Source organism: Dyadobacter sp. CY345, assembly GCF_021502725.1.
Lineage (GTDB): Bacteria > Bacteroidota > Bacteroidia > Cytophagales > Spirosomataceae > Dyadobacter.
Map to the genome: position 1 here is coordinate 640522 of NZ_JAKFFS010000004.1, position 21398 is coordinate 661919.

20 protein-coding genes are annotated in these 21398 nt (G+C 40.9%); 8 read left to right on the forward strand and 12 right to left on the reverse strand.

Features of this window, described 5'->3' with window-relative positions; genetic code table 11:
* Positions 1 to 148: 148 nt before the first annotated feature.
* The 4 genes from L0657_RS20115 to L0657_RS20130 all read right to left on the reverse strand — a co-directional run bounded on the left by L0657_RS20115 (position 149) and on the right by L0657_RS20130 (position 5458).
* Positions 149 to 805 carry an alpha/beta fold hydrolase gene (locus tag L0657_RS20115; RefSeq protein WP_235152548.1) on the reverse strand — a complete coding sequence of 219 codons (657 nt, stop codon included), beginning with the start codon at positions 803 to 805 and terminating at the stop codon, positions 149 to 151.
* A gap of 234 nt (positions 806 to 1039) precedes the next feature.
* The gene (locus L0657_RS20120; protein ID WP_235152549.1) at positions 1040 to 2977 is read right to left on the reverse strand and encodes a TonB-dependent siderophore receptor; all 1938 of its coding nucleotides are present in this window, start codon (positions 2975 to 2977) and stop codon (positions 1040 to 1042) included.
* A gap of 95 nt (positions 2978 to 3072) precedes the next feature.
* Entirely contained in the window at positions 3073 to 4194 is a 1122-nt protein-coding gene (locus L0657_RS20125; protein WP_235152550.1) for an AI-2E family transporter, read from the reverse strand.
* 100 nt (positions 4195 to 4294) lie between these two features.
* On the reverse strand, positions 4295 to 5458 hold the full coding sequence (locus tag L0657_RS20130; protein ID WP_235152551.1) for a DUF1624 domain-containing protein: 1164 nt from the start codon (positions 5456 to 5458) through the stop codon (positions 4295 to 4297).
* 124 nt (positions 5459 to 5582) lie between these two features.
* Here L0657_RS20130 and L0657_RS20135 point away from each other — a divergent pair, with 124 nt between their 5' ends.
* The 3 genes from L0657_RS20135 to L0657_RS20145 all read left to right on the forward strand — a co-directional run bounded on the left by L0657_RS20135 (position 5583) and on the right by L0657_RS20145 (position 9791).
* A complete protein-coding gene (locus tag L0657_RS20135) occupies positions 5583 to 6545 on the forward strand; it encodes a cation diffusion facilitator family transporter (protein WP_235152552.1) in 963 nt (320 codons plus the stop codon).
* A gap of 122 nt (positions 6546 to 6667) precedes the next feature.
* A complete protein-coding gene (locus L0657_RS20140) occupies positions 6668 to 8014 on the forward strand; it encodes a D-arabinono-1,4-lactone oxidase (RefSeq protein ID WP_235152553.1) in 1347 nt (448 codons plus the stop codon).
* A gap of 100 nt (positions 8015 to 8114) precedes the next feature.
* Positions 8115 to 9791: a hypothetical protein gene (locus tag L0657_RS20145; protein WP_235152554.1), complete on the forward strand. Its 1677-nt coding sequence runs from the start codon at positions 8115 to 8117 to the stop codon at positions 9789 to 9791.
* A 3-nt stretch (positions 9792 to 9794) separates the two neighbouring features.
* On the opposite strand, the gene L0657_RS20150 is transcribed toward L0657_RS20145, so the two are convergent.
* Complete coding sequence (locus tag L0657_RS20150; protein WP_235152555.1) at positions 9795 to 11021, reverse strand: RsmB/NOP family class I SAM-dependent RNA methyltransferase; 1227 nt, start codon at positions 11019 to 11021, stop codon at positions 9795 to 9797.
* A gap of 322 nt (positions 11022 to 11343) precedes the next feature.
* Between L0657_RS20150 and L0657_RS20155 the strand changes: the two genes are divergently transcribed.
* Entirely contained in the window at positions 11344 to 11571 is a 228-nt protein-coding gene (locus L0657_RS20155) for a hypothetical protein (RefSeq protein WP_235152556.1), read from the forward strand.
* A gap of 44 nt (positions 11572 to 11615) precedes the next feature.
* On the opposite strand, the gene L0657_RS20160 is transcribed toward L0657_RS20155, so the two are convergent.
* Positions 11616 to 12011 (reverse strand): hypothetical protein, encoded by a 396-nt coding sequence (locus L0657_RS20160; RefSeq protein WP_235152557.1) that lies wholly within the window; start codon positions 12009 to 12011, stop codon positions 11616 to 11618.
* Between the two features lie 187 nt (positions 12012 to 12198).
* On the opposite strand from L0657_RS20160, the gene L0657_RS20165 reads away from it, so the two are divergent.
* Together L0657_RS20165 and L0657_RS20170 are read left to right on the forward strand one after the other, a co-directional pair.
* On the forward strand, positions 12199 to 12945 hold the full coding sequence (locus L0657_RS20165; protein WP_235152558.1) for a DNA-formamidopyrimidine glycosylase family protein: 747 nt from the start codon (positions 12199 to 12201) through the stop codon (positions 12943 to 12945).
* A gap of 113 nt (positions 12946 to 13058) precedes the next feature.
* Positions 13059 to 14123: a phosphatidylinositol-specific phospholipase C1-like protein gene (locus tag L0657_RS20170; RefSeq protein WP_235152559.1), complete on the forward strand. Its 1065-nt coding sequence runs from the start codon at positions 13059 to 13061 to the stop codon at positions 14121 to 14123.
* Here L0657_RS20170 and L0657_RS20175 read toward each other — a convergent pair.
* The gene (locus L0657_RS20175; protein WP_235152560.1) at positions 14120 to 14623 is read right to left on the reverse strand and encodes a PPC domain-containing DNA-binding protein; all 504 of its coding nucleotides are present in this window, start codon (positions 14621 to 14623) and stop codon (positions 14120 to 14122) included. The two genes, L0657_RS20170 and L0657_RS20175, sit on opposite strands and share 4 nt — an antisense overlap.
* A 216-nt stretch (positions 14624 to 14839) precedes the next feature.
* Between L0657_RS20175 and L0657_RS20180 the strand changes: the two genes are divergently transcribed.
* Complete coding sequence (locus tag L0657_RS20180; RefSeq protein WP_235152561.1) at positions 14840 to 15931, forward strand: M4 family metallopeptidase; 1092 nt, start codon at positions 14840 to 14842, stop codon at positions 15929 to 15931.
* Between the two features lie 12 nt (positions 15932 to 15943).
* Positions 15944 to 16210 carry a hypothetical protein gene (locus L0657_RS20185; RefSeq protein ID WP_235152562.1) on the forward strand — a complete coding sequence of 89 codons (267 nt, stop codon included), beginning with the start codon at positions 15944 to 15946 and terminating at the stop codon, positions 16208 to 16210.
* 1 nt (position 16211) lies between these two features.
* Here L0657_RS20185 and L0657_RS20190 read toward each other — a convergent pair whose 3' ends face one another.
* The 5 genes from L0657_RS20190 to L0657_RS20210 all read right to left on the reverse strand — a co-directional run bounded on the left by L0657_RS20190 (position 16212) and on the right by L0657_RS20210 (position 21350).
* Positions 16212 to 18452: a M28 family metallopeptidase gene (locus L0657_RS20190; protein ID WP_235152563.1), complete on the reverse strand. Its 2241-nt coding sequence runs from the start codon at positions 18450 to 18452 to the stop codon at positions 16212 to 16214.
* Between the two features lie 145 nt (positions 18453 to 18597).
* Entirely contained in the window at positions 18598 to 18978 is a 381-nt protein-coding gene (locus tag L0657_RS20195) for a catalase-related domain-containing protein (protein WP_235152564.1), read from the reverse strand.
* A 340-nt stretch (positions 18979 to 19318) separates the two neighbouring features.
* Positions 19319 to 20047 carry a pirin gene (locus L0657_RS20200; RefSeq protein ID WP_235152565.1) on the reverse strand — a complete coding sequence of 243 codons (729 nt, stop codon included), beginning with the start codon at positions 20045 to 20047 and terminating at the stop codon, positions 19319 to 19321.
* A complete protein-coding gene (locus tag L0657_RS20205) occupies positions 20044 to 20616 on the reverse strand; it encodes a hypothetical protein (protein ID WP_235152566.1) in 573 nt (190 codons plus the stop codon). The genes L0657_RS20200 and L0657_RS20205 overlap by 4 nt, the downstream gene beginning before the upstream one ends.
* Positions 20616 to 21350 (reverse strand): intradiol ring-cleavage dioxygenase, encoded by a 735-nt coding sequence (locus tag L0657_RS20210; protein WP_235152567.1) that lies wholly within the window; start codon positions 21348 to 21350, stop codon positions 20616 to 20618. Before L0657_RS20210 ends, L0657_RS20205 begins: the two co-directional genes overlap by 1 nt.
* Between the last annotated feature and the right edge of the window lie 48 nt (positions 21351 to 21398).

Below are 21398 nucleotides of genomic sequence, written 5' to 3' on the forward strand. Positions count from 1 at the left end.
GAGTCCCACACAACGTTTAATTAATGTTGTTTAAGCTAATTCACACCTTAAAGTATAATTAGTCTTAATAAGTAACAAAGCTATTGATACGAGCGGTTGTATCCAAATTAAAATGGTCGGATTGAAATAATTCATTTGAGATAAGCTACTATTTCAACTTTCTAGCCAACTCATCATTCAAAATCCTAGAAATTTCCTCATGTTGCGCATACACCATCAGATGCCCACCGCCTTCAATGACAGTATCAGGTTTTACAATTTTCAGCGGTATCAGCCGGTCGGCAGATCCGTGGATATGAAACAGATTTTCAACTTTATTGGGATGTTTCCAATCGGTCATCCGCGTCAGAGCCCATTTTAAAAACTTGCTGTCCGTATCGTGAAGAATTTGTTTTAATGGTGTTTTAAGTTCCGGTGTATCCGCTCCAAAATATTTATACGTAAAAGAATTTGTCGATTTTAGCAGAGGTGCCGCGAACGGACTAGCTAGAAGGAATTTGATAAGCCCGCGATTAAATTTAGAAATTGGAATGTTGGTCGGAGTGCTTGATATGATGATAATCTGTTCGGGGTGAACAATTTTTGAGAGTTCAGATGCAACAATTCCTCCAAAAGAAAGACCGACGAGTTGAAAAGGTTTTGTCGTATCCATTTGCGCCGTTAACCGCAAAGCATAGTCATAAAGCGGTTCTTTTTTCTTAGGCGGAATCCAGTCAATATAATGGACATTGAAACGATCGTCCAGTTTTAATTTGCTGAAAACCCTCTTGTCTGCTCCGAGTCCGCTCAAAAAATAAACATTCATTTTCTCAGGTTTTATATTTTTCGCAGTAGAATTTGCTCGCGATATAAGGACAGAAAAAAATGATAAAATAAGAACCAGACGTAACATGATTGGAGATGTTTTAGCGAATATACCTGTTGCTAAATTTACGAACGAGCCCGAATTAAAGATTGATATGGTGTAATTATCCAAAAAGAAGCCGCGATATTATTCTTGAATGAACAATACCGCGGTTTAAACAAAGTATAAATTATTCTATTGCATAAAGTTGTATTTCAAACCTCCCATTAGCCATCTGCCAGGCATTTTTGAACCCAACAAATCACTGTATTTTGTGTTGCCAAGATTATCGGCCTGCGCAAATACGGATAATGTTTTTGGAATAATGGAGTACTCTGCTTTCGCATTAATCACAAAATATTCTCTGGTTATAGTCGCCTCAATCGCCGTTGCCTCACGTTTTGCCCGGTTTTTATAAATGCCGTTGACGCTGAAAGAAAAGCTTTTAATCTGATACAATACGGAGAAATTACCTAAAAACCTGGCATGAGATGATATGTAAAACGAAGGCGTTGCCTCGCTGCTTTCGCTGTTCAGCCAGGTAAGTCCTGTGGTTAGCCAAATTTTCTGATGATCGTTTAATGTTTTTGCAAATTGAAAATCTAGTTCTGCACCGGTGGTATTGACACTGGCAACATTTTTCGCTAAACCATAAACACCTGTTGGTAACAAATTTTCTTTTCTCGGCATCTGGGCATAAGGCGTAGACGTGTAATCAATCAGGTTATCCTGGCGGCGTTGAAATAATGTTCCTGAAAGTTTGAAATTTGATAAAAACCAATCGGCCCCGGCTTCATAACTGAATGAACTTTCTGCTTTCAGCGACGGGTCACCAACGCTGCTTCCATTACTTACGATCGGTTTGTTGTAATTGTTATAACGTTCAGTAAAATCAGCATCCCGTATTGTTTTTCCCGCGCTTCCACGCAATTGCCAATGCTCTTTTTTATATGAAATGTTAACTTGCGGAACCGCTTCGGTTCCAATATTTTCCCGCCAGTCAAAGCGGATCGAAGGACTTATGTTGAAGGATTCGCCTATTCTTTGAGATAATGTAACAAAAGGAGCCCATTGATTGATCGAGTGATTTCCCCGGTCGTTCGATGCAATGTTTTTATTTTGAAAATTCAGTCCGGCAACCAGTGTTGTACTGTTTGTCAAAATCTGCTGCCAGGTCAGCAGGCCCTGCCACAATTTTGATTTACTATTATTACGAATAGAGGTTGAATTGAACAAATATTGATCCTGAACAAACTTATAACCTGCATCTAATGAGAAAGAGGATCTGCCTTTTTTGTAACCAACTTTTATCTGGTTCCATGAAGTTTTCACCTGCTCATCGGCCGTATCAGCTCTGGAAGTTGTATAAAAATTCTGAGCAGAAAAATCGCGGTAGTCAAAAGAAGAGCGTAGTGCCACATTCCATTCCGGCGACAAAGCATAGTTGGCAGAAAGCGAAACGGTGTGATTATGAAAATACCCGGTTGTACCTCTCTGATCAACGCCATGGGCATTATTGGAAACGCCGCCAATGGATACTGCTAACTTATCCCGTTGCATAAAAGCGCCTACGTTTGCCCCAAGAAAGCCATATTCACCACCGCTTAAAGATCCGGTAACGGTGGTTTTATGAATATTTTCCTCGTTATCCGCAGCCATTTTTGCCGCAAAAGTTTTTGATATCACATGAATTACTCCGCCCACAGCCTCAGAGCCATAAATCGCCGAAGAAGCGCCTTTTAATACTTCAATGCGTTCTATTTCGGAAGGAGCGATAGGAATGTAACTGCTGAAATGACCAGTGTTTGGATCGTTTAATCTTAGTCCATCCAGGATGACAAGAACCTGCTGATAGGTTCCGCCGCGCAGAACGATATCGCTTTGAGAACCCATCGGTCCACGCGCCTGCATCTCAACCCCGGGAACATAACGCAGCAGGTCGTCGATACTGTGGACGGGGAGGTTTTGAAAATAATCTCCTTTGATCACAGCAATATTTCGGCCGGATTCGGACGCTCTTTTTTCAATAAGCGAAGAAGTAACGGTGACAGGATCAAGAGAAATTTCCTGTGCTTTTACAGCGTGACAGGTTAAAAGTAAAAAGGTAGAAATGTAGAGATGTGACAATTTCATGAACAATCGTTTTTGATAATGACTGCAAAAGTATTGTCCATCCGGACTCTTCGACTGCTCCGGTTTTAAGATTTGTAGTAGTCCGGATGAAATCCCTATTCTGCCGGATCGTCCGTAAGTTCTCTTTTTTTCTTTTTCACAAACCTGAACAAACTTCCTTTTTCGTCTTCAGGCGTTTGGTCACCCAGCAAAATTCCCCAGGGTTCGAGCCCCTCCACGCGGTCGAAAACTACTTTAAGCATGGCAATCGCAGGGATAGATAAAAACATACCGGAAACGCCAGCCAGCGCTCCGCCAACCAGTACGCCGATGATGGAAACCAGTGCATTGATCCGTACTTTGGATCCTATAACCAATGGAACGAGAAAATTATTATCTACAAATTGAACGGCAAGAAAGATACCAACAACGCCTAATATCGTGTCAATTTCGGGATGACTTATGAACGTTACAAGCACAGCAAGTACCGTTGCAACCAGTCCGCCGATGTATGGGACAAGGTTCAAAATAGCTGCCATAATACCCAGGAGTATCGCATATTGCACATTCAGAATTAACAATCCGATACAATTTAAAACGGCTACACAAGTGGTTTCCAGCAGCAAACCAACCATGTAACTCTGGATGATCGCTTTAATTTCATGTAAAACTTCTTTTACTTTTGTGGTATGTTTTTCGGTGAATAGTACAACCATAAAATGGATAAGCATTGCTCTGTAATACAGCAGAAGGAAGATGTAAATTGGTAGCAGGATCAATGTTCCAAGCGGACCTGTCACCACACCGAGTGTTTCGCCACCCTGGAAATTTTCCAGTGTCTGGGTTTGTGCTTTCTGGATATATTGATCCTGCTGACGGTAACTTAAACTATACTCACGGCGTACCCAACGGCGGATGTCCCTGTAAGTATCGTTGATGTTCCTTTTTAGTTTAGGCAGTTCATCCGAAAAATCAGCGAGCTGCATGGAGAGCAAAACGGTTACGCCGGCCACGATAAGAATTGCGAGTGTTACGGCCAAACTTATTGCCAGAACTTTCGGAACGCCCATACGGATTAACCAGCCTTCGACGGGATGAAGCAAAACAGCAATGAGACCCGCCATGGCCAGCGGAACAATGATATCCTGTCCAAGATAAATGGCAAGGGTGATCAATGCCAGAGCGATCAGGTTATGTGAAAGCTGGTGGTAAAATGGCCGGGGCCCAAGAGAAGTCATAAAAGGTATCGTAAAATCAGATCGATCGGTTTGGATTCTATTTAAGGTAGTAAAATTAATTCAACAATTACTTACCGCAATGAAATGGCAAGATTGGAGGTCAGATATATCGCAGCCATTTCTTCTCCCGGTGCGCCGACTTATATCCATTATACCAATTGCATGCCGGATATAAACTCAGGACAACAAATCCCCAGATTAAATAAATGTATGGAAGTTCAACACCGGAACCGGAAGGAGGGCGACCAAATTGAAAAGCACCAAATGGCAGGTCTTTCCAGGTGAATCCCTGATATAACATCAGCAGAAACATCAGCGAATGGATGAGATACCAATGCAGGATATAATAGAAAAGAGGCACTTTTCCGTAAACCGAAACAAAGGAAATAAATTTATTTCGAATGCCATCGACAGCGGCGAGAATCAAAAACATGATTCCCAAAGTTAGCGAGGTATATAAAAGAGACGGCGGATATTTGAAAATGTTTATGAAAGACAAAAAGGTAAAAAGTGGCGTTTTTTGAGATTTCCAGGGAATCGGGTCACCATAAAAATTAGCAAACCGAAGCACAATGAAAAATGTGAGGACGCCGAGACCTGTAAAAAGTAAGGTTCTCCGTCTTTTACCATCTTCTTTCAAAAATATTTCTCCGCAACCATAACCTGTCAGCATAATGCCAAACCATGGAATAAACGGATAGAGAACGGCAAACGTAAAATTCGGTGTTATAGGGAATACGTCGAGTTTGAATAAAAATGCCCAAATGACACGTAACGGAATGTCGTCATTAAAACTGACTCCCTGCAATAAATTATGGCCTAAAATGATAACCAAGCCAATAATTCCAATTATTTTCGATGATAGTTTTAGCAAGAATGAAAGACAGATCAGTCCTAGCCCGATTGCCCCGATTACCTGAAAAACCATCATCCTGAATTTTATATCTGCCCAGAGTCCAAGCGTGATCACTGTAAATTCCAGCAGGATCAACCACAATCCCCGGCTGATCAGAAATTTTCTTCCGGCATTAATATCGGTATTGTTTTTAAGTGAAATAAAGGCAGAAGTCCCGGAAAGGAATACGAAAGTAGGAGCACAAAGATGGGTTATCCAGCGGGTAAGGAATAATCCTGCCGTGGTAGTTTCCAGATTCGTCGGATCCAGCATTAATGCAGTGGTGTGCATAAGGTCCCGGACGTGATCCAGGGCCATAATAATCATAACAAGTCCTCGCGTAAAATCAATGGAATCAATACGTTTCATCGTAAGACAGGGTTGCGTTTATACTATAAGTGTAAAATCAAAAAGTTTACTTAACATCCGAAGTTCGCTGGTACAATTCTTTATATTCTTTCAAAAACGTATACGATTCACTCCATCATTTTTCATGGCCGAACAATCCAAATTACCTATCTACGGCGCATTAGGCGCCAATTTCGGGATTGCTATCATAAAATTTATTGCTGCCTCAGTTACCGGCAGCTCGGCGATGCTTTCCGAAGGAATTCATAGTACAGTAGATTCGGGAAACGAGTTGTTATTGCTACTAGGTATAAGTAAAAGCAAAAAACCAGCCGACAGAAACCATCCGTTCGGGCATGGGAAAGAATTATATTTCTGGGCGTTGATCGTCGGTATTCTGATTTTTGCACTGGGCGGCGGAATGTCTTTTTATGAAGGCGTTACACATATTCAGCATCCTGAGCCACTGAAAGATCCAAAATGGAATTACATTGTACTGGCATTTTCAATGGTTTTTGAAGGTGCCTCACTGTTTATTGCTGTTAAAAAATTCAACGAACAAAAAGGTCCGGGTTCGTTTTGGGGCGAGTTGAGAGCCAGTAAAGACCCTTCTCTGTTTGCCGTCATTTACGAAGATACTGCTGCGTTAGCCGGTTTAATAACAGCCTTTCTGGGGGTTTTTCTGGGACATTACTTCAATAACCCATTTTTTGACGGATTAGCTTCGATTATTATTGGTATCATTTTGGCAATCGTCGCCGTAATCATGGTGGTTGAAAGTAAAAAACTTTTGGTCGGAGAAAGTGCTGAATCAAATACAGTGAGAGGAATTTACGAAATGGTAAACCAAGATCCAGACGTTTCAACGGTTTATTATCCCTTGACGATGCACCTGGCGCCGAATGAGATTCTTCTTGCTCTCGACGTACAATTTCGAACTGATATTAGTTTACCGGATCTCGTTGAAGCAATCAGCAGAACTGAAACCAATATCCGGAATGCTTATCCCGACGTCAAAAGGATATTTATCGAAGCCCGAAATCTCGCAAAATCAGGTGAGCAGATTTCCAAAGAATACCGTGAAAGGGAAGACCGGGGAAACGATTAAATAAGTATTCGCTATCAATCGAATTTATTTGATTGTATTAATATAAAATTCAATTAATTTGTGGTAAAATCATATTGGATAGATTCGCCTGACTATCTGATTATTCCCCAACTTAATTGAAAATGAAGAAAAGAACCTTTATAAAACTATCTTCCGCTTTAATGGCAGCACCGATATTTTCTCCGTTAACAAGCTGGGCAACCGGCGAAAAGTTAAAAAACTGGGCGGGTAATCTTGAATACAGCACAACCAAATTATACCAGGCAAAAACGTCATCCGATGTACAGAATTTTGTTAAGCAAAACACAAAATTTAAAGTGCTGGGAACGCGTCATTGTTTTAATAAAATTGCAGATAGTAAAGACGAATTTATTTCTGTTACGCAGGCGGATGAAAACATTGAGATCGCTTCTGATGGAAAAACAGTTACGGTTAACGCGGGAATAAAATATGGACAATTGAGCCCTTATCTGGATAAAAAAGGTTTCGCACTTCACAATCTGGCTTCGTTGCCGCATATTTCTGTTGCAGGTGCCTGTGCTACTGCAACACATGGTTCAGGAGAAAAAAGTGGTAATCTGGCGACGGCAGTTTCGGGTTTTGAAATGGTGGCCGGGACCGGCGAAGTTATCAAACTTTCAAAAGAAAAAGACGGGGAGAAGTTTTTTGCGGCGGTAGTGAACCTGGGAGCATTGGGCGTAATCACAAAAATAACGCTCGACATTCAGCCGACATTTGAAATGAATCAGTTTGTCTACGAAAATCTTCCAATGGCGCAATTGAAAGATAATTTTGACGCTATTGAAGGCAAAGGGTATAGTGTCAGCCTTTTTACGAATTGGCAAAGCCGGGATATTGCGGAGATTTGGGTGAAGAGAAAAATAGTAAAAGGGGAAACTTATCAGCCGGAACCAGAGCTTTTCGGTGCAAAACTGGCAACTAAAAATTTGCATCCGATTCCGGAATTATCAGCTGAAAACTGCACAGAACAAATGGGCGTTCCGGGACCCTGGTATGAAAGAATGCCGCATTTTAAAATGGGTTTTACGCCAAGCAGCGGAAAAGAATTACAGTCAGAGTTTTTTGTTCCCAGAAAAAATGCGGTTGAAGCGATACTGGCCATTTCCAGACTTGCTGATCAGGTTGGCCCTCATTTGCTGACTTCAGAAATACGGACAATTGCAGCTGACAATTTTTGGATGAGTCCTTGTTATAAGCAGGATAGTGTTGCGATACATTTTACCTGGAAGCAGGACTGGCCGGCAGTAAGTAAGTTATTGCCAATCATTGAAAAGGAACTGGCGCCGTTCAATGCGCGCCCGCATTGGGGGAAACTTTTTACGATGACGCCAGTGAAATTAAAATCATTATATGACAAGCTGCCTGATTTTCAGAAAACGGCAAAAGAATACGATCCAAAAGGGAAATTCAGAAATGAATTCTTAGACACTTATCTATACCAGAGTTAAGTTAAATTACCCACTATCAGCGACGAATTATTGGATTAAGCGTAATGGCGCCGGATTTTCCGGTGCTGCAATTTTTTTATTTCACTTAAAATTGCTCGTTATGATTCCTTTCTATGCTCGTTCAGTGGGTTATGCCGTGTTATTGCTTATTCCAGTATTCACTTTTGGTATTTATGTTTGGCAAAATGCAGTCAATGTGCCTTACGCCGATGATGAGGCCTTGATTTACACGCTTAATAACGTTCACGACCGTCCAGGCGAACTGCTCCGAAGTCTCTTTCATCAACATAACGACCATCGGATTTTCTTTTCACGACTGGCAAGTGTTATCATTCATTTTTTTTCCGGGACAATGAATTTCAGAACCATGATCATTTTTGGTTATCTGAATCTGATTCTTCTTGGACAGTCGTTTTTTCTGATTTACAGATCTTTCAGGCAAGATTTTACATTTTTTTTACCTGTTTCCTTGCTGCTATTTTCGCCAATCGTTTATTGTACTCAGCTTTGGAGTGTCACCGCTTTTGAACAAAGTTTGTCCATCGCGTTCTCATTATATTGTCTCTATTTTTTACAGCAGGAAAAACAAAAAATCTGGTATATCTCACTTCCCTTCGCGATGGCGGCAGCACTCGCTAATCTGGATGGGATAAGTGTCATTCCCATTGCACTTTTCTGGCTTATTATACAGAAGCGAAAAGTAGAAAGTTTGATTTTTGGTCTGTTCTCAGTTTTATATTGTTATGTTTTTTTCCTTGGATTCAGGTTTTCATCTGCATCTCGTTTTCCTGATCCATCACAATTAATAAGCGTGGTACTGAAAGGATTTGTTGCGCTTTGCGGCTCGATAGTAAAAGTTGTGTCGGATTCGTACGGATATCAGATGGCTGTCGTTCTGGGCGCTTTTATTTTGATAACCTATATTATTTTTACAACTCTGAAATTTTTTAAAGTTGTTGGTAACGAGCGAGTTAAATATCAGATCAATCTGACTGAAATATGTTTTTTCAAAGTTTTAGCATGTGTTTTAATGATTGCGTTGGGACGATCGGGTGACGATGCCGGGGTGATTTTATCGATACGTTTCCAGATTTATTCGGCAAGCATTTTTGTAATGTTTTATTTATTTGTACTTAATAATCTAACCAATTTTAAACTTGAAAAACTATTTTTTGCGGCATTTCTCACTACCTCGCTGGCGTTAAATTTGCTGGCTTACGCCAAGTACCAAAATGCTGTGAAGATGCATAACGAGGAGCTGATCGTTGACAGTTTTAATTACCCGCAGCATGGATTTTTTGTGCACCAGTATTTCCGTGCTCCCGATCCAAAAACAGCTTTTTATAATCCGTATAAGTTTCCGGTATTTTTTAAAACAGAGGTGGTTTCAAATTGGATCAGCCAGCTTCGAAGGCAAAAAGAGAAGGTAAAAGCTTCACTGAAAATGGAAATATTAAGAAACTCTACCGACTTCCCTGAAAGCTTGTATCCCATCGTTCGATTTGAATTAAGCAATTTGCCATCAATTGTTCCCCAGCGGGACATTTACCTGGCTTTGTTGGATAAAAATAACAAAACACTGCTTATCGCTATAAGGCCACCAATGCCCGGATGGATTAACCAGCTGCTTGGGAGAAATATCCCTGTGAATTTTTTAACGGTAGCGTTTCCTAAAAAAATGGCAGGCGATTTTTATGATGTGGCATTATGCTGGACGAATAATAATATTCCTCACAGTCTGCTGGTTGCAAGGAATATCAATATAAATCCGAAGTGAAACTTATTTGATTCTTTCAAGAAGCGCCATGTAAAATCCATCGTAACCTTCCTCCGCTGTGGAGGTGCGGCGTTCATCGATTAATCTCCAACGGTCACCAAATTCCATTACGAAACGTGTCACCTGATTTTCAGATTCGGAAGGCAGTAAGCTGCACGTGGCATATACCATTTTTCCTCCGCGTTTTACCATTTTCGAATAAGTGCTGAGGATATGCCATTGCGTATTTCTGATTGTAGCCAGGAAAGTTGGCTGTAATTTCCACTTGGTATCAGGGTTTCGCCGCAGCACGCCCAAACCTGAACAAGGCACGTCCAATAACAAACGGTCGGCAGTATCCACTAACTCCTTGATTGTTTTATCGGATTTAATTATTCCTGTGGAAAGTATTTTCACGCCGTTACGTATGGCGCGTTTTTGAAGTTCGTCAAGTTTGTAGTTTTCAATATCCAAAGAAATCACACGGCCTTTGTTTTCCAGCAACGCAGCAATTTGCAGCGTTTTTCCGCCAGCACCGGCACATGCATCAATGACAGTCTGGCCTGGATGAAGATCCATAAAAGGCGGAATAAGCTGTGAACCGGCATCCTGTACTTCAAAAAATCCTTTTTTGAAACCTTCCAGTCCCGCCACATTTTGCCGTTTTTTCAGTATAAGCGCCTCTGGAATTTCAGGAACAGTTTCAATTTTATCTTCTCCGAAAATCGATATAACTGATTTCAGATCTGATTTTAAAGTATTGACCCGAAGCACAAAAGGAGCCTGGTTATTTAGTGCAGTGATCTCTTTTTCCCACTTATCTCCTAATTCTTTTTCGCCAACCTCATCCAACCAATCAGGAATTGACTGTGCTATTTTTCTGGTTTTAAGCCCTTCCTGATACCGGGTTAAAACATCTTCCAGATTAATTTCTTCAAACTCAATCCACTCTGGTAAGATATTATCTGTTTCAATATGAAGATGTTGTGGTTTAATTATCTGCCAGACACCCACCATTTTCCAGAAATCTGCGGGCTGTGTAACTTTTGACAAATGTGCCGAATACTTAATCAGCCGCCACCAGCGAACGATCTCATAAATATTCTCAGCCAGAAAAGCCCTGTCGCGAGCACCCCATTTTGGATTTGATTTTAACAATCTTTCAACAACCCGATCTGCTTGCTGCTTATCCGAAAAAATGTGCTGCAAGGATTGAACCGTCGCTTCTATAAGTCCTCTATATAATTTCAAATTGAAAACAGACTAGTTTGTCTGTATTTAAGTTTTTGACATGAACAACAGCGTTCGTGTTGTAGTGAGCAAAGTTCGGGAAAGTTTCTTGAATATTAGACAAAGAATCGAACAGCTGATATTTGGGAAATGAAATTCAGTTTTGTCGACATCGCTTATTATTTCGGAAATTGAATAAACTTGATCTAAGACAACAATATCACACAACCGCTATGAATTAATAAGCCATAATCGATCCCATTATTGGTTTTTCTAAATTACCAAAACAGAGCTCTGGCACCCTTTTTGATCACAAAAAACATAACCATTTCTCAAAACAACTATGGAAAATATAAGTATGCCGGCGGATCATGAACATGTTTTTTTTACCGATCAAAACGGAACAAGGCGCGAAGGCGTTTATAGAAAAGTTTTAAAAGCTTTTGTTGATACTGAAAACGGGAAGGACCCGGAAGATATTAACAACATATATCTGGAAGATAAAATTGTTGATTGGAAATATGTTAAGAAGGGCAAGGATCTGGATTCTGATATAATGGTTATTCTATAAAATTTAGACGGAGAAGTTATTATAGATAGCTTCTCCGTTTTTTATTATATGAGGGATATACAGTCGCATATCGCTGTTGATTTCGCTGTCGTGAATTCATGATAAATGTTTCTACCGTCATACTCGAAATTGGCATAGAGAATCTTTCCGTCGCTGGATACATTCCCATTTAATTGAATTTCAGTTTCTTTGGAGTTTCCTTTTCCATCTCTTGCAATGATTGTTCCTTTTGCAACGAACGATTTACCTTTTTCCAACGACAACAGGGGAATCGTTACGGTGTAGCCACACCCACCAAGAACATAACTGTCGCCTTCTCTGGTAAAAGCGGAACAGATAGAAAACCAATCTTTATCATTTACATCAGCATCGACTTTTCCTGGATTGCAGCTTTCTAATGAGACAAGAATCAGAAGGAAAAAGGAAAATATCATTTTCATGTTTAAGCAGGTTTATTTGATAGACTAATTATCACCCCGAATGGTTGTAATCGAAAATCTAATCAGGTTATTCGAATCCGGTTTGCATGATTTATTTTCCAGCGTCAAACTGCTATTTCTGGTCTGATTATTTAATGAAATTCTGCTTTAAGGATTGAATAAAAGGTACATTCTAAATCCCGGCAAAATGCCCGAAGGTCCATCGATTGTGATTTTGAGACAAGCCATTGAGGAATTAAATCTCAAAGGAGAAAAAATCGAGTTTGCCGAAGGAACGGCGGCAATCGATATGGAGAGACTGATTGGCCAGGAAGTGATCGATTTCAGATCCTGGGGGAAACATTTTTTAGTTTGTTTAGAAACCTTCACGCTGCGCATCCATTTTATGCTTTTCGGTTCATATCTGATCAATGAACGTAAGAAAATGAATGTTCGGTTAAGTCTCCAATTTGAAAAAGCTGAAATGAACTTCTATGCCTGTTCGGTAAAAATACTGGAAGAAATAGCTGCGGAAATTTATGATTGGGAAGGTGATATTATGTCGGAAGAATGGAATAGCAAAAAGGCATTGCAGAAATTAAAAAATGCTCCAACCATGCTCGCCTGCGACGCTTTGCTCGACCAGAATATTTTTTCAGGCTCCGGAAATATTATTAAAAATGAAGTCCTGTTCCGGATACGCGTACATCCGTTAAGTGTTCTAGGCGAAATCCCGGCTGCTAAACTTAAAGAATTGGTTAAAGAAGCGCGTGCTTATAGTTTTGATTTTCTGGAATGGAAAAAAGAAAATATGCTGAAAAAACACTGGCTGGCGCATACCAAAAAAATATGTCCGCGCTGCCAGATCCCGTTCCACAAAGAATATCTCGGCAAGGCAAAAAGAAGAAGTTATTATTGTATCAATTGTCAGGTTTTATATAATAGAAAAACTTAACATTCAGGTGATATGCATGTGAGATACGAAGCGTTTCTTTGCCGGGTAATAATGTGCTGTGTTTTGCTTTAAAATATGGTAGCAATTTAAACCAACGTCGATCAATCTTTCGTATGAAATTTTTGTCAAGTCTGCTTCTGATTTCTTTTTTGTCTGTTTTGAAAAATGATGAAATTGACAATCTTCCAATGAACAAAATCCAGGTGATTGGTTCTCATAACAGCTATAAACAAGCCATTGATCCGGCATTGTTTAAATTGCTTCAGCAGAAAGATTCTATATCTGTGAGCAAGATCGATTATGAGCATATCAGCATTATCGATCAGCTTGATATGGGATTACTGAGCCTTGAAATTGATATTTATGCAGATGAAAAAGGTGGCAAATACGCAAATCCAAAAGGTTTAGGCTGGGCCAAAAATCAGAAAGAATTTGATCCAGAAGGAAAAATGAAACAACCGGGGTTTAAGATTTTTCATATTGTGGATGTTGATTTTCGCAGTCATCATCTGACTTTCACAGAATGTCTGCAGGCGCTTAAAAAATGGTCAGAAGCACATCCTGATCATCCTCCGATTTTCATAACGATGGAAGCGAAAGACGAAGCATCCAAAAACCCACTTATGACTGTTCCTGAAAAATTTACCGCGAAGACTTTTGATGATGTTGACAAATCGCTGATTGATAATTTAGGGAAAGAACACCTCATCACACCAGATCAGGTCAGAGGTAAATATGCAACGCTGGAAGAAGCGGTTTTGAAAAATAACTGGCCTACATTGAAGCAGGCGAGAGGTAAATTTGTTTTTATTCTGGATGATAAAGGCAGTAAGAAAGACTTGTATATTGCAGGTCATCCGTCACTTGAAGGGCGGGTTCTTTTTGCCAATGCCGAACCGGGTACGCCGGAAGCAGCCATACTTTTCAGAAATGATTCGAAGTTGCCGGAAATTACGGAGTTGGTTAAAAAGGGATATATTATCAGAACGCGGGCAGATGGGGATACGCAGCAGGCGAGAGTTAATGATAAAAGTAATTTCATGGCTGCCTGCAATTCAGGAGCACAAATTATCACCACTGATTATTATCTGAAAAGCACCCATTTTAAATCCGATTATGTTGTTAATTTTGAAGGGAAAACTTTTTTTCGGGTGAATCCTGTGTTTGACCGACATTAATCATTCCCTAAATTCAAAACATTAGCGCCCAGCGGCTGTTCCATTACTCTTTCCAGTTTTTTGTCATGCGTGGTGATCATAATTTCAAGAGAGCCTGTGCTGACCGTTGCCGCCAATAAGTGGCCGCCAAAAGCCTGGAAACTTTTGTCTGTAACCACACCATGGACATGGAGCGAAACTTTTTCTTGTTGCCAAGCGACCGAGCCGTTCATACTTGCCATCTCAACCTCACTGAATTCTTTTGGATCATAATCTTTTGTCTCTTTGTTGAAAAAGCCGAATTTGGCATTTACAAAACCCATCCCCGTAAAATTGGCTGATTTGATCTTCTCCTTTTTTGCAAAAGTTTCCAGCTGTTCAAAAATGTTATCTCCCTGACGTAAAACCATCAGATAACCTGCCGGTACTTTGATATATCTTTTTTGCAAATTTGAATCCTGCGCTGCCGCGGTTTGACTAAGGAAAGTAACTGAAAGAAAAACGAGAAAAAGATATTTCATGGTTGGTTTTGGTTTGTTGGCAATATGAATTTTAGATTGATTGACATCAAAAAATCATTCCATCCGTCGACTTAGTAAATTCTTGATACCTATTTATTAACTAAAAATAACGGCTTCATTTCTGCGTTAATAAGATAAAATCAGGAGGATAGATATAAGTAAAAAGCTCCTTTCCAAAGTGCAGTTCCAGATTTTCACTACTTAATCATTTTGACAATGTGCCGGCACAACTCACACGATCCTGTTCAATGTATTATTCCGCCATACATGAGCGACAAGCTTTTGGATGCGGCAAGCAATGCCAGACTTCCGGCCGTTTTAAATAACGAATTAAGAAGTTCGCGGTTCAGAAATGACCGGTCATTTTTCGGAAATTTGAATGATGCGCAGCGTTCTGTGCTGTTAAAGCCAGCGAAGGCACCGACAAAACCGGTTCTGAAAATGCAGGTTTACGACATGGAAAAAGATACCGTTTTGAGCAATGGAAAACTAGTCTGGAATAACGGGAAGGCGTTAAAAACAATGGATACTGATACCAAAAATGTTGTAGCGGCTGGAACCGCAACTTGGGATCTTTATTATCAAATTTTCGGAAGAAACTCAATTGATAACCTGGGGCTGGCTTTGAAACATTATATCCATTACGACAACAAATACGACAACGCGTTCTGGGATGGACGGCGCATGGTTTATGGCGATGGAGATGGCAAAATTTTCGGAAGTTTTACGGCCGATCCTGATATTATCGGACATGAGCTGACGCACGGTGTCACGCAATATGAATCCAATTTGGTTTATCATAATCAGAGCGGTGCATTGAATGAGTCACTTTCAGACGTGTTTGGTATCATGATCAAGCAGCGTTTGCTAAATCAGGATGTGAAAAAATCGAAGTGGCTGATCGGGGAAAATGTTTTGAAAGGGGCGAAATATTCTTTGCGGAGTATGAAAGCACCCGGTACTGCTTACGTCAATCATCCCGATTTGGGCACGGATCCGCAGCCAGCTACTTTCGACAAATACATGGTATTGCCGGACACAGACCGTGGCGATTGGGGAGGCGTTCATATTAATTCCGGCATTACAAATTTTGCGTTCTATGTAACAGCTTTTAATATCGGCGGTTTTTCCTGGGAAAAAGCCGGAATGATATGGTATGCTGCCATGACAGACAAGGAAAACTTCCAGCCCACTTCCAATTTTGAAGACTTCAAAAACCTGACGATTCAAAAAGCCGAATTACTTTTTGGTTCGGGAAGTCTTGAAGCCAACGCGGTAACAGATGGCTGGGCTGAGGCAAAAGTTTAATGATAATGAAGCATGAAAATTAAATTACAGCGGGTAGGGGGTATTTTGCCAATGACAAAGGAGGCGGCAATAGAGGTTGACTGGACTGACGAAGAGATAAAAAAGCTGCTTGATTGTATTTGTTTGAAAGAAAAGAAAGATTCAAAAATCCGTGATGCAACGGCGCATTTTCTGGAAGTAAAAGGAAAAGCGACACCGATTGATTTAAAAAAAATACCCCTCGAATATAAAGCCATATTTGAGGGGTTAGAAGCTGATATGAAATTCGTGAAATCCTGAATTATTTTAATAAAGCAGTTGCCTTATCAATTTCAGCGCTGAACGATTTCAACGCATCACTCACACGCTGAATACCGGCTTCTGCTTCTGTCCAGTTTTTTTGTTCAATGGCTTCGCGGATCATCGGTAATGTTTTTACACCATAACCCGTATAAAACCCAGGTGCATAAATCTGATGTTTATACCAAGGGCGTCTTGGCAAACCTTCATCATTGATCAGAACACGTTCTGTTTTGTATAAAATCTGGTTGAGCTGTGCCAGTTTATCGGTCGGAAGCGTCGTCATCTTACTGCTCGCTTGTGAGTAACCGGCGGCGCTTTTTTCTAATACGGCGAGTGCATTTTCCAGTGGCGCAAAGTTCAGATAAGGAACCGAAACCATTTCTTTTGGTTTGGTAAAAGGCTCTTTCGGGTCAGCCGCAATTTCAAAACGATTTTCCTTTACAAATTTGTTATGGTCATCTGATCTGGTCCGCACGGATTCCAGGTCTCGTTTTATCTCCGTTGCATAAATCTGGACTGTATTGGAAAAATTGCTGAAATCGAAAGGAAGTACTTCTGCGTTTGCAAATCTTAGAACGGTCCGTCCCATGGTTTTGGCCAATGTCGCGCCATAAGCGAAATCTCCATCTTTAAACCGGACATAATTATCATAGGAATCGTAAATAGAGTGGTAATCACCGCCAGCATCTTCACCGCCAAAACCTACGTTGATGGAAGCAATGCCCAAATGCTGGATGAAAGGCGTATAATCTGAGCCGGAACCAAGCGCTCCAATACGTACATCTGCTCTTGTTTTCGCATCCTGTTTGGCCGTGGGACTACCTTCAACCATCATTTTGGACCGTAAACGATCGATAATGGGAATATTTCTTTCAGGATCGATAACATCCCTGCCAACCTGATTTAGGAATTTTTCCAAAGTGTGGGATCCGCCTGCACCCAAAAATCCACGTCCGTTTCCATCCGTGTTCAGATATACCACTGTCTTTTCCGACAAAGTTTTCTTGTATTTTTCAACCCATTCTGTGGAGCCCAGCAAACCCGGTTCCTCTCCGTCCCACCAGCAGTAAACGATTGTTCTTTTAGGTTTCCAGCCGGTTTTAACCAGTTCTCCCAATATTCTGGCTTCTTCCAATTCTGCAACTGCGCCGCTTACAGGATCGCTCGCACCAAAAACCCAGGCATCATGGTGGTTTCCACGCACGATCCACTGGTCAGGAAATTCACTTCCTTTTAAAGTAGCGATAACGTTATATGCCGGAACAATATCAAAGTTAAATTCAAGTTTCAGATGCACTTTTGCCGGACCCGGACCCACATGATAGGTGATTGGCAAAGCGCCACGCCAGGATGCCGGTGCGACCTGACCGCCAAGTGCTTTTAACAATGGTAAAGCATCACCATAGGAAATAGGCAAAACAGGGATTTTCATCATGCTTGGCGCATCTTTTACGGACAAACGTTTGTTGTCCTTATTAGCAACAAATCCGTTTGTCAGTGGATCGCCGGGTGCTAATGGTAAATCCACTACGGAACCGCGCTGTGCTCCTGCGTCATTTTTAAATGGCCCTTTCGGATAAACTTCTCCCTGGAAAAAACCGTCTTCTTTTGGGTCTGAGTAGATAATACAGCCGATCGCTCCATGTTCATAGGCGACTTTCGGTTTGATACCGCGCCAGGAATTACCATATTTAGCAATGACGATTTTCCCCTTTACGTCAATGCCAAGTTTGGCGAGTTCTTCATAATCATCAGGAATTCCATAATTGACAAAAACGAGTTCTGCCGTCACATCGCCATCAGCAGAAAACGCGTGATAAGGAGGAAGTACATCTTTTGTTTGTCCCGAAGTTGCGTCTTCTTTTAGCGCACGTTCAGTGAGGGAAGCTTTAAATTTTGTAGGTTCTGTTAATTCCAGTAATCTTACTTTTGGCGTTGGAAATAAAACATGAACAGTATCCAAATGTGCTTCAAATCCCCAGGAAGTCAGTTTGTCGCGAAGAAAGAGTGCATTGTTCAACCCATAAGCAGACCCGAGCTGATGCGGATATGCAGTCATTCGCTTCATCCAGTCGCGCAGGTTATTGACCTGCAACTGTTTGTCAAATGTAGTTTCCAGTTCAATTTCTTTTTTTGCGGCATCAGGCCCAAAGCCGATCAGAGATTGTGAAAAAACCGGACTTAATAAGGTTTGGGAAAATAAAAGTACAGGTAGTGTTTTTCTGAAAATGTGTTTCATAAACGGAGCGAAAATTAAATTCAGGTAAAGGATATTCCTAATATAGTGATTATTAGGAACCCAATTTTCTCAACCCCGGAAATTCATATTATTGATCCATTTATTTTAATTTTAAGAATGCCAGTCCGATAATTTCGCTAAACCATTATTGCAATAAGACAGAAGAAATCTTAACGTTGAGTCCGTACGCAACATCAAGCGCGAGTTTGGTATCGATTTTGAAAAAGCGGCCTATTTTCTGTTTTAATATAAATTCGCTTTCAGGGCCTTCAATACGTTTCATAGCCCGGACGATATTTTTAACCAGATTTTCCCTGTCGCCGGCAGATAACATTTCTCTGAAAAAAATACCAGAAAGCCGGAAGTTCTGGTCGTCTTCGCTGTAACAATTTGCCACGTTAAGTCCCATTAATAACGAGGTGTTTCGTTCCTCTGCGGTGCTGTTGCAGCAGCTTCCCAAACATTGATCCTGACATTTTGCTTTTTCCTGAAAGACTTTGGGTTCCGGTTTTGTAATTGTATTCATTGTAGTTTTATTTAATACCCGGTGAAACAATCAGGTCAATTCATAATAACGAGAGCAAAGGCCCGCCCCGCCCTCGTTGAGTATACTACCATTTAATAGACAATACAAAGTTAAATTACCCCTATCCTCAAACCGATTGCTTATTTAAGGTAATCATGGTACAAATCACTGTATTTACTTATCTGTAAAATAATTGTCCTGGGTCTTTCTAGCTTATACGGTGTCTTTGATGTAATCGATTCATTGCATAGTAAAATCGGTAACCTAAATTAAAAATGCCCGCCAGAAATTAATCTGACAGGCAATTTTAATTTGGTATGTTTTATTTCTAGCCGCTGATTCAGCTTTCCGTTTTATCAACATTTATTTCCAGAATCAGGATAATGGCGTCATTAGAAAGTGCTTCAAATTCCAATTCTTCTAAATTTAATAACGACAATCCGTCACGGGTTTCAAGCAAACGATTCTGAACTTCAAATGCGCCTTCAATAATAAAAACGAAAATTCCGTTTTCAGGATTTTTAATATGATAAACGCCTTCCTCCCGGCCACCATATTTTCCAATGTACCCATATGCCTCCTGCTGAACTTTTAACCCTGCATGCGCAGGCGAAAAAATCGGGATCAGCTGGTTGCGCTTTTGGAGATCAAAACTTCCTTCCTGTGTTTTTGTGTACAATTGCGGTTGATTATTTTTCAGCCTGATCTGTATATAATTGACAAGTTCTGTTTCATAGGGGTTCGATATTTCATAATCCACGGGTTTGTCCGTAGAAAAAATCTGAAACTGACCTGCTTCCAAAAATCTCTTTTCACCTAAACTATTCTGAAACGCAACTGCTCCGACAACCGGGATCAAAATTGACTCCGTATTTTTTTCAAGCTTCATAACAAAACTTTTTCCGGCAGCCAGCGTATCGTCGTTTAAAGTTTCAAGGCTTCCAAAAGGTGCCCTGGATTCGTCTTGGTAAGACCCGAAATTGAACGTATGAAAACTTCGGAATTCAGATAGCTGAAAAACGCCGCGTTGGCCAGCAAGATATATTTGTCCTTCGGTTTGCGCGATCATGACGGATTATTTTCAGATGTTGGTAGGGGATAATCTATCTCCCGGAACTCGGCCGGTATACCTGATATTACACTGGAAATATTCAGATAAGGCTGTAAGGGAATGAGTTCCGTTTCCACTTCCTGCCCAGATTTAAAAGCTTCTCTTTGATCACCATAAGCGACGAGTAATTTTCCGTCCAACTTATCAATCCAGGTAATCGGCTCACTGTAAAAATAAATCGCCACCTTATGGGCAGACTTATCTCTGATGTCAGAATGTATGATTTCAAATTTGAAACGTTTGAAAGGTAGACATAATTTACCATACACATTTGCGATATCCGGAACTATATCATTCAGTTGACGAATGTAATTGATCGCCGCCGTACTGACCATGTAGGTCATGTTACCCGCCGCCGGTATTTTGTCAGATATTTCCTGAAAAGTATGGTATTTGCCGTCCTGTGTGTAAGTCTGAGCCTGCATGAAAAACTCCATCCAGGTATCGTCAAATACATATTTGTCCCAGGCTTTCTCGGAGGACGCGTCGATAATTTTTCTGTAACAGAGCTGAATTAATCTCTTCATTATCCGTTCACGACAATCGTATGGGCCAAATTATATCCATCCGCAACGCTGCCTGTGAATGAAGCAAGTTCGGTCCCGACACCATCGCCAAAAACATTGTCGCTGGAATTTGTAGTATCCTGCAAACCATGACTTTTGTAAACACCCTGCGCATAAACGGTATTGTTGATGGTTTGGTCAAAAGCAATTTGCGTAACCAAAAGCGAAGTTCCTGAAATGTTGTAAATATGCACGTGGATATGCGGTGCCCGGCCCGAATACCAGCCCGGATAAATGCTCGTAAAAGTTACCAGGCCGTTCGCATCCGTCGTCTGTCTGCCGCGCAGGAAATGGACACTGGTGAAATCGGTAGACTGCATACCCGTTCCGCCATACTCCGAATAATTCCCGCCAGCATCGCAATGCCAGATATCCACAATCGCATTGGCCAGTGCTGCGCAACTGTTATTCTTATTCTGGATCGTGATTTTTACAGTGAGTTTCGTTCCGCTGCGGTCGGAAGTGATATCGGTCATGACCAGCGAACTGGGTGTTTTCGTCGGAAAAGGTCCGGCCGTTTCCGAAGCCGTCGTCGTACACGAGCCCGTTGTAGTTCCGGTTGTTGTACCCGTTGTCGTCTCGGTTGTGGATTCAGGATCAACAGTGTCGCTGCTGCATGCACTGACCATCGGTAGGATAAAGGAAGTCCCTAACGCCGACAAGAAACCTCTTTTTAAAAATTCTTTACGTTCCATAAGTTAAACAGTTCTGGTTTTTTAATCATTACGTCTTAAAGCAAAAGG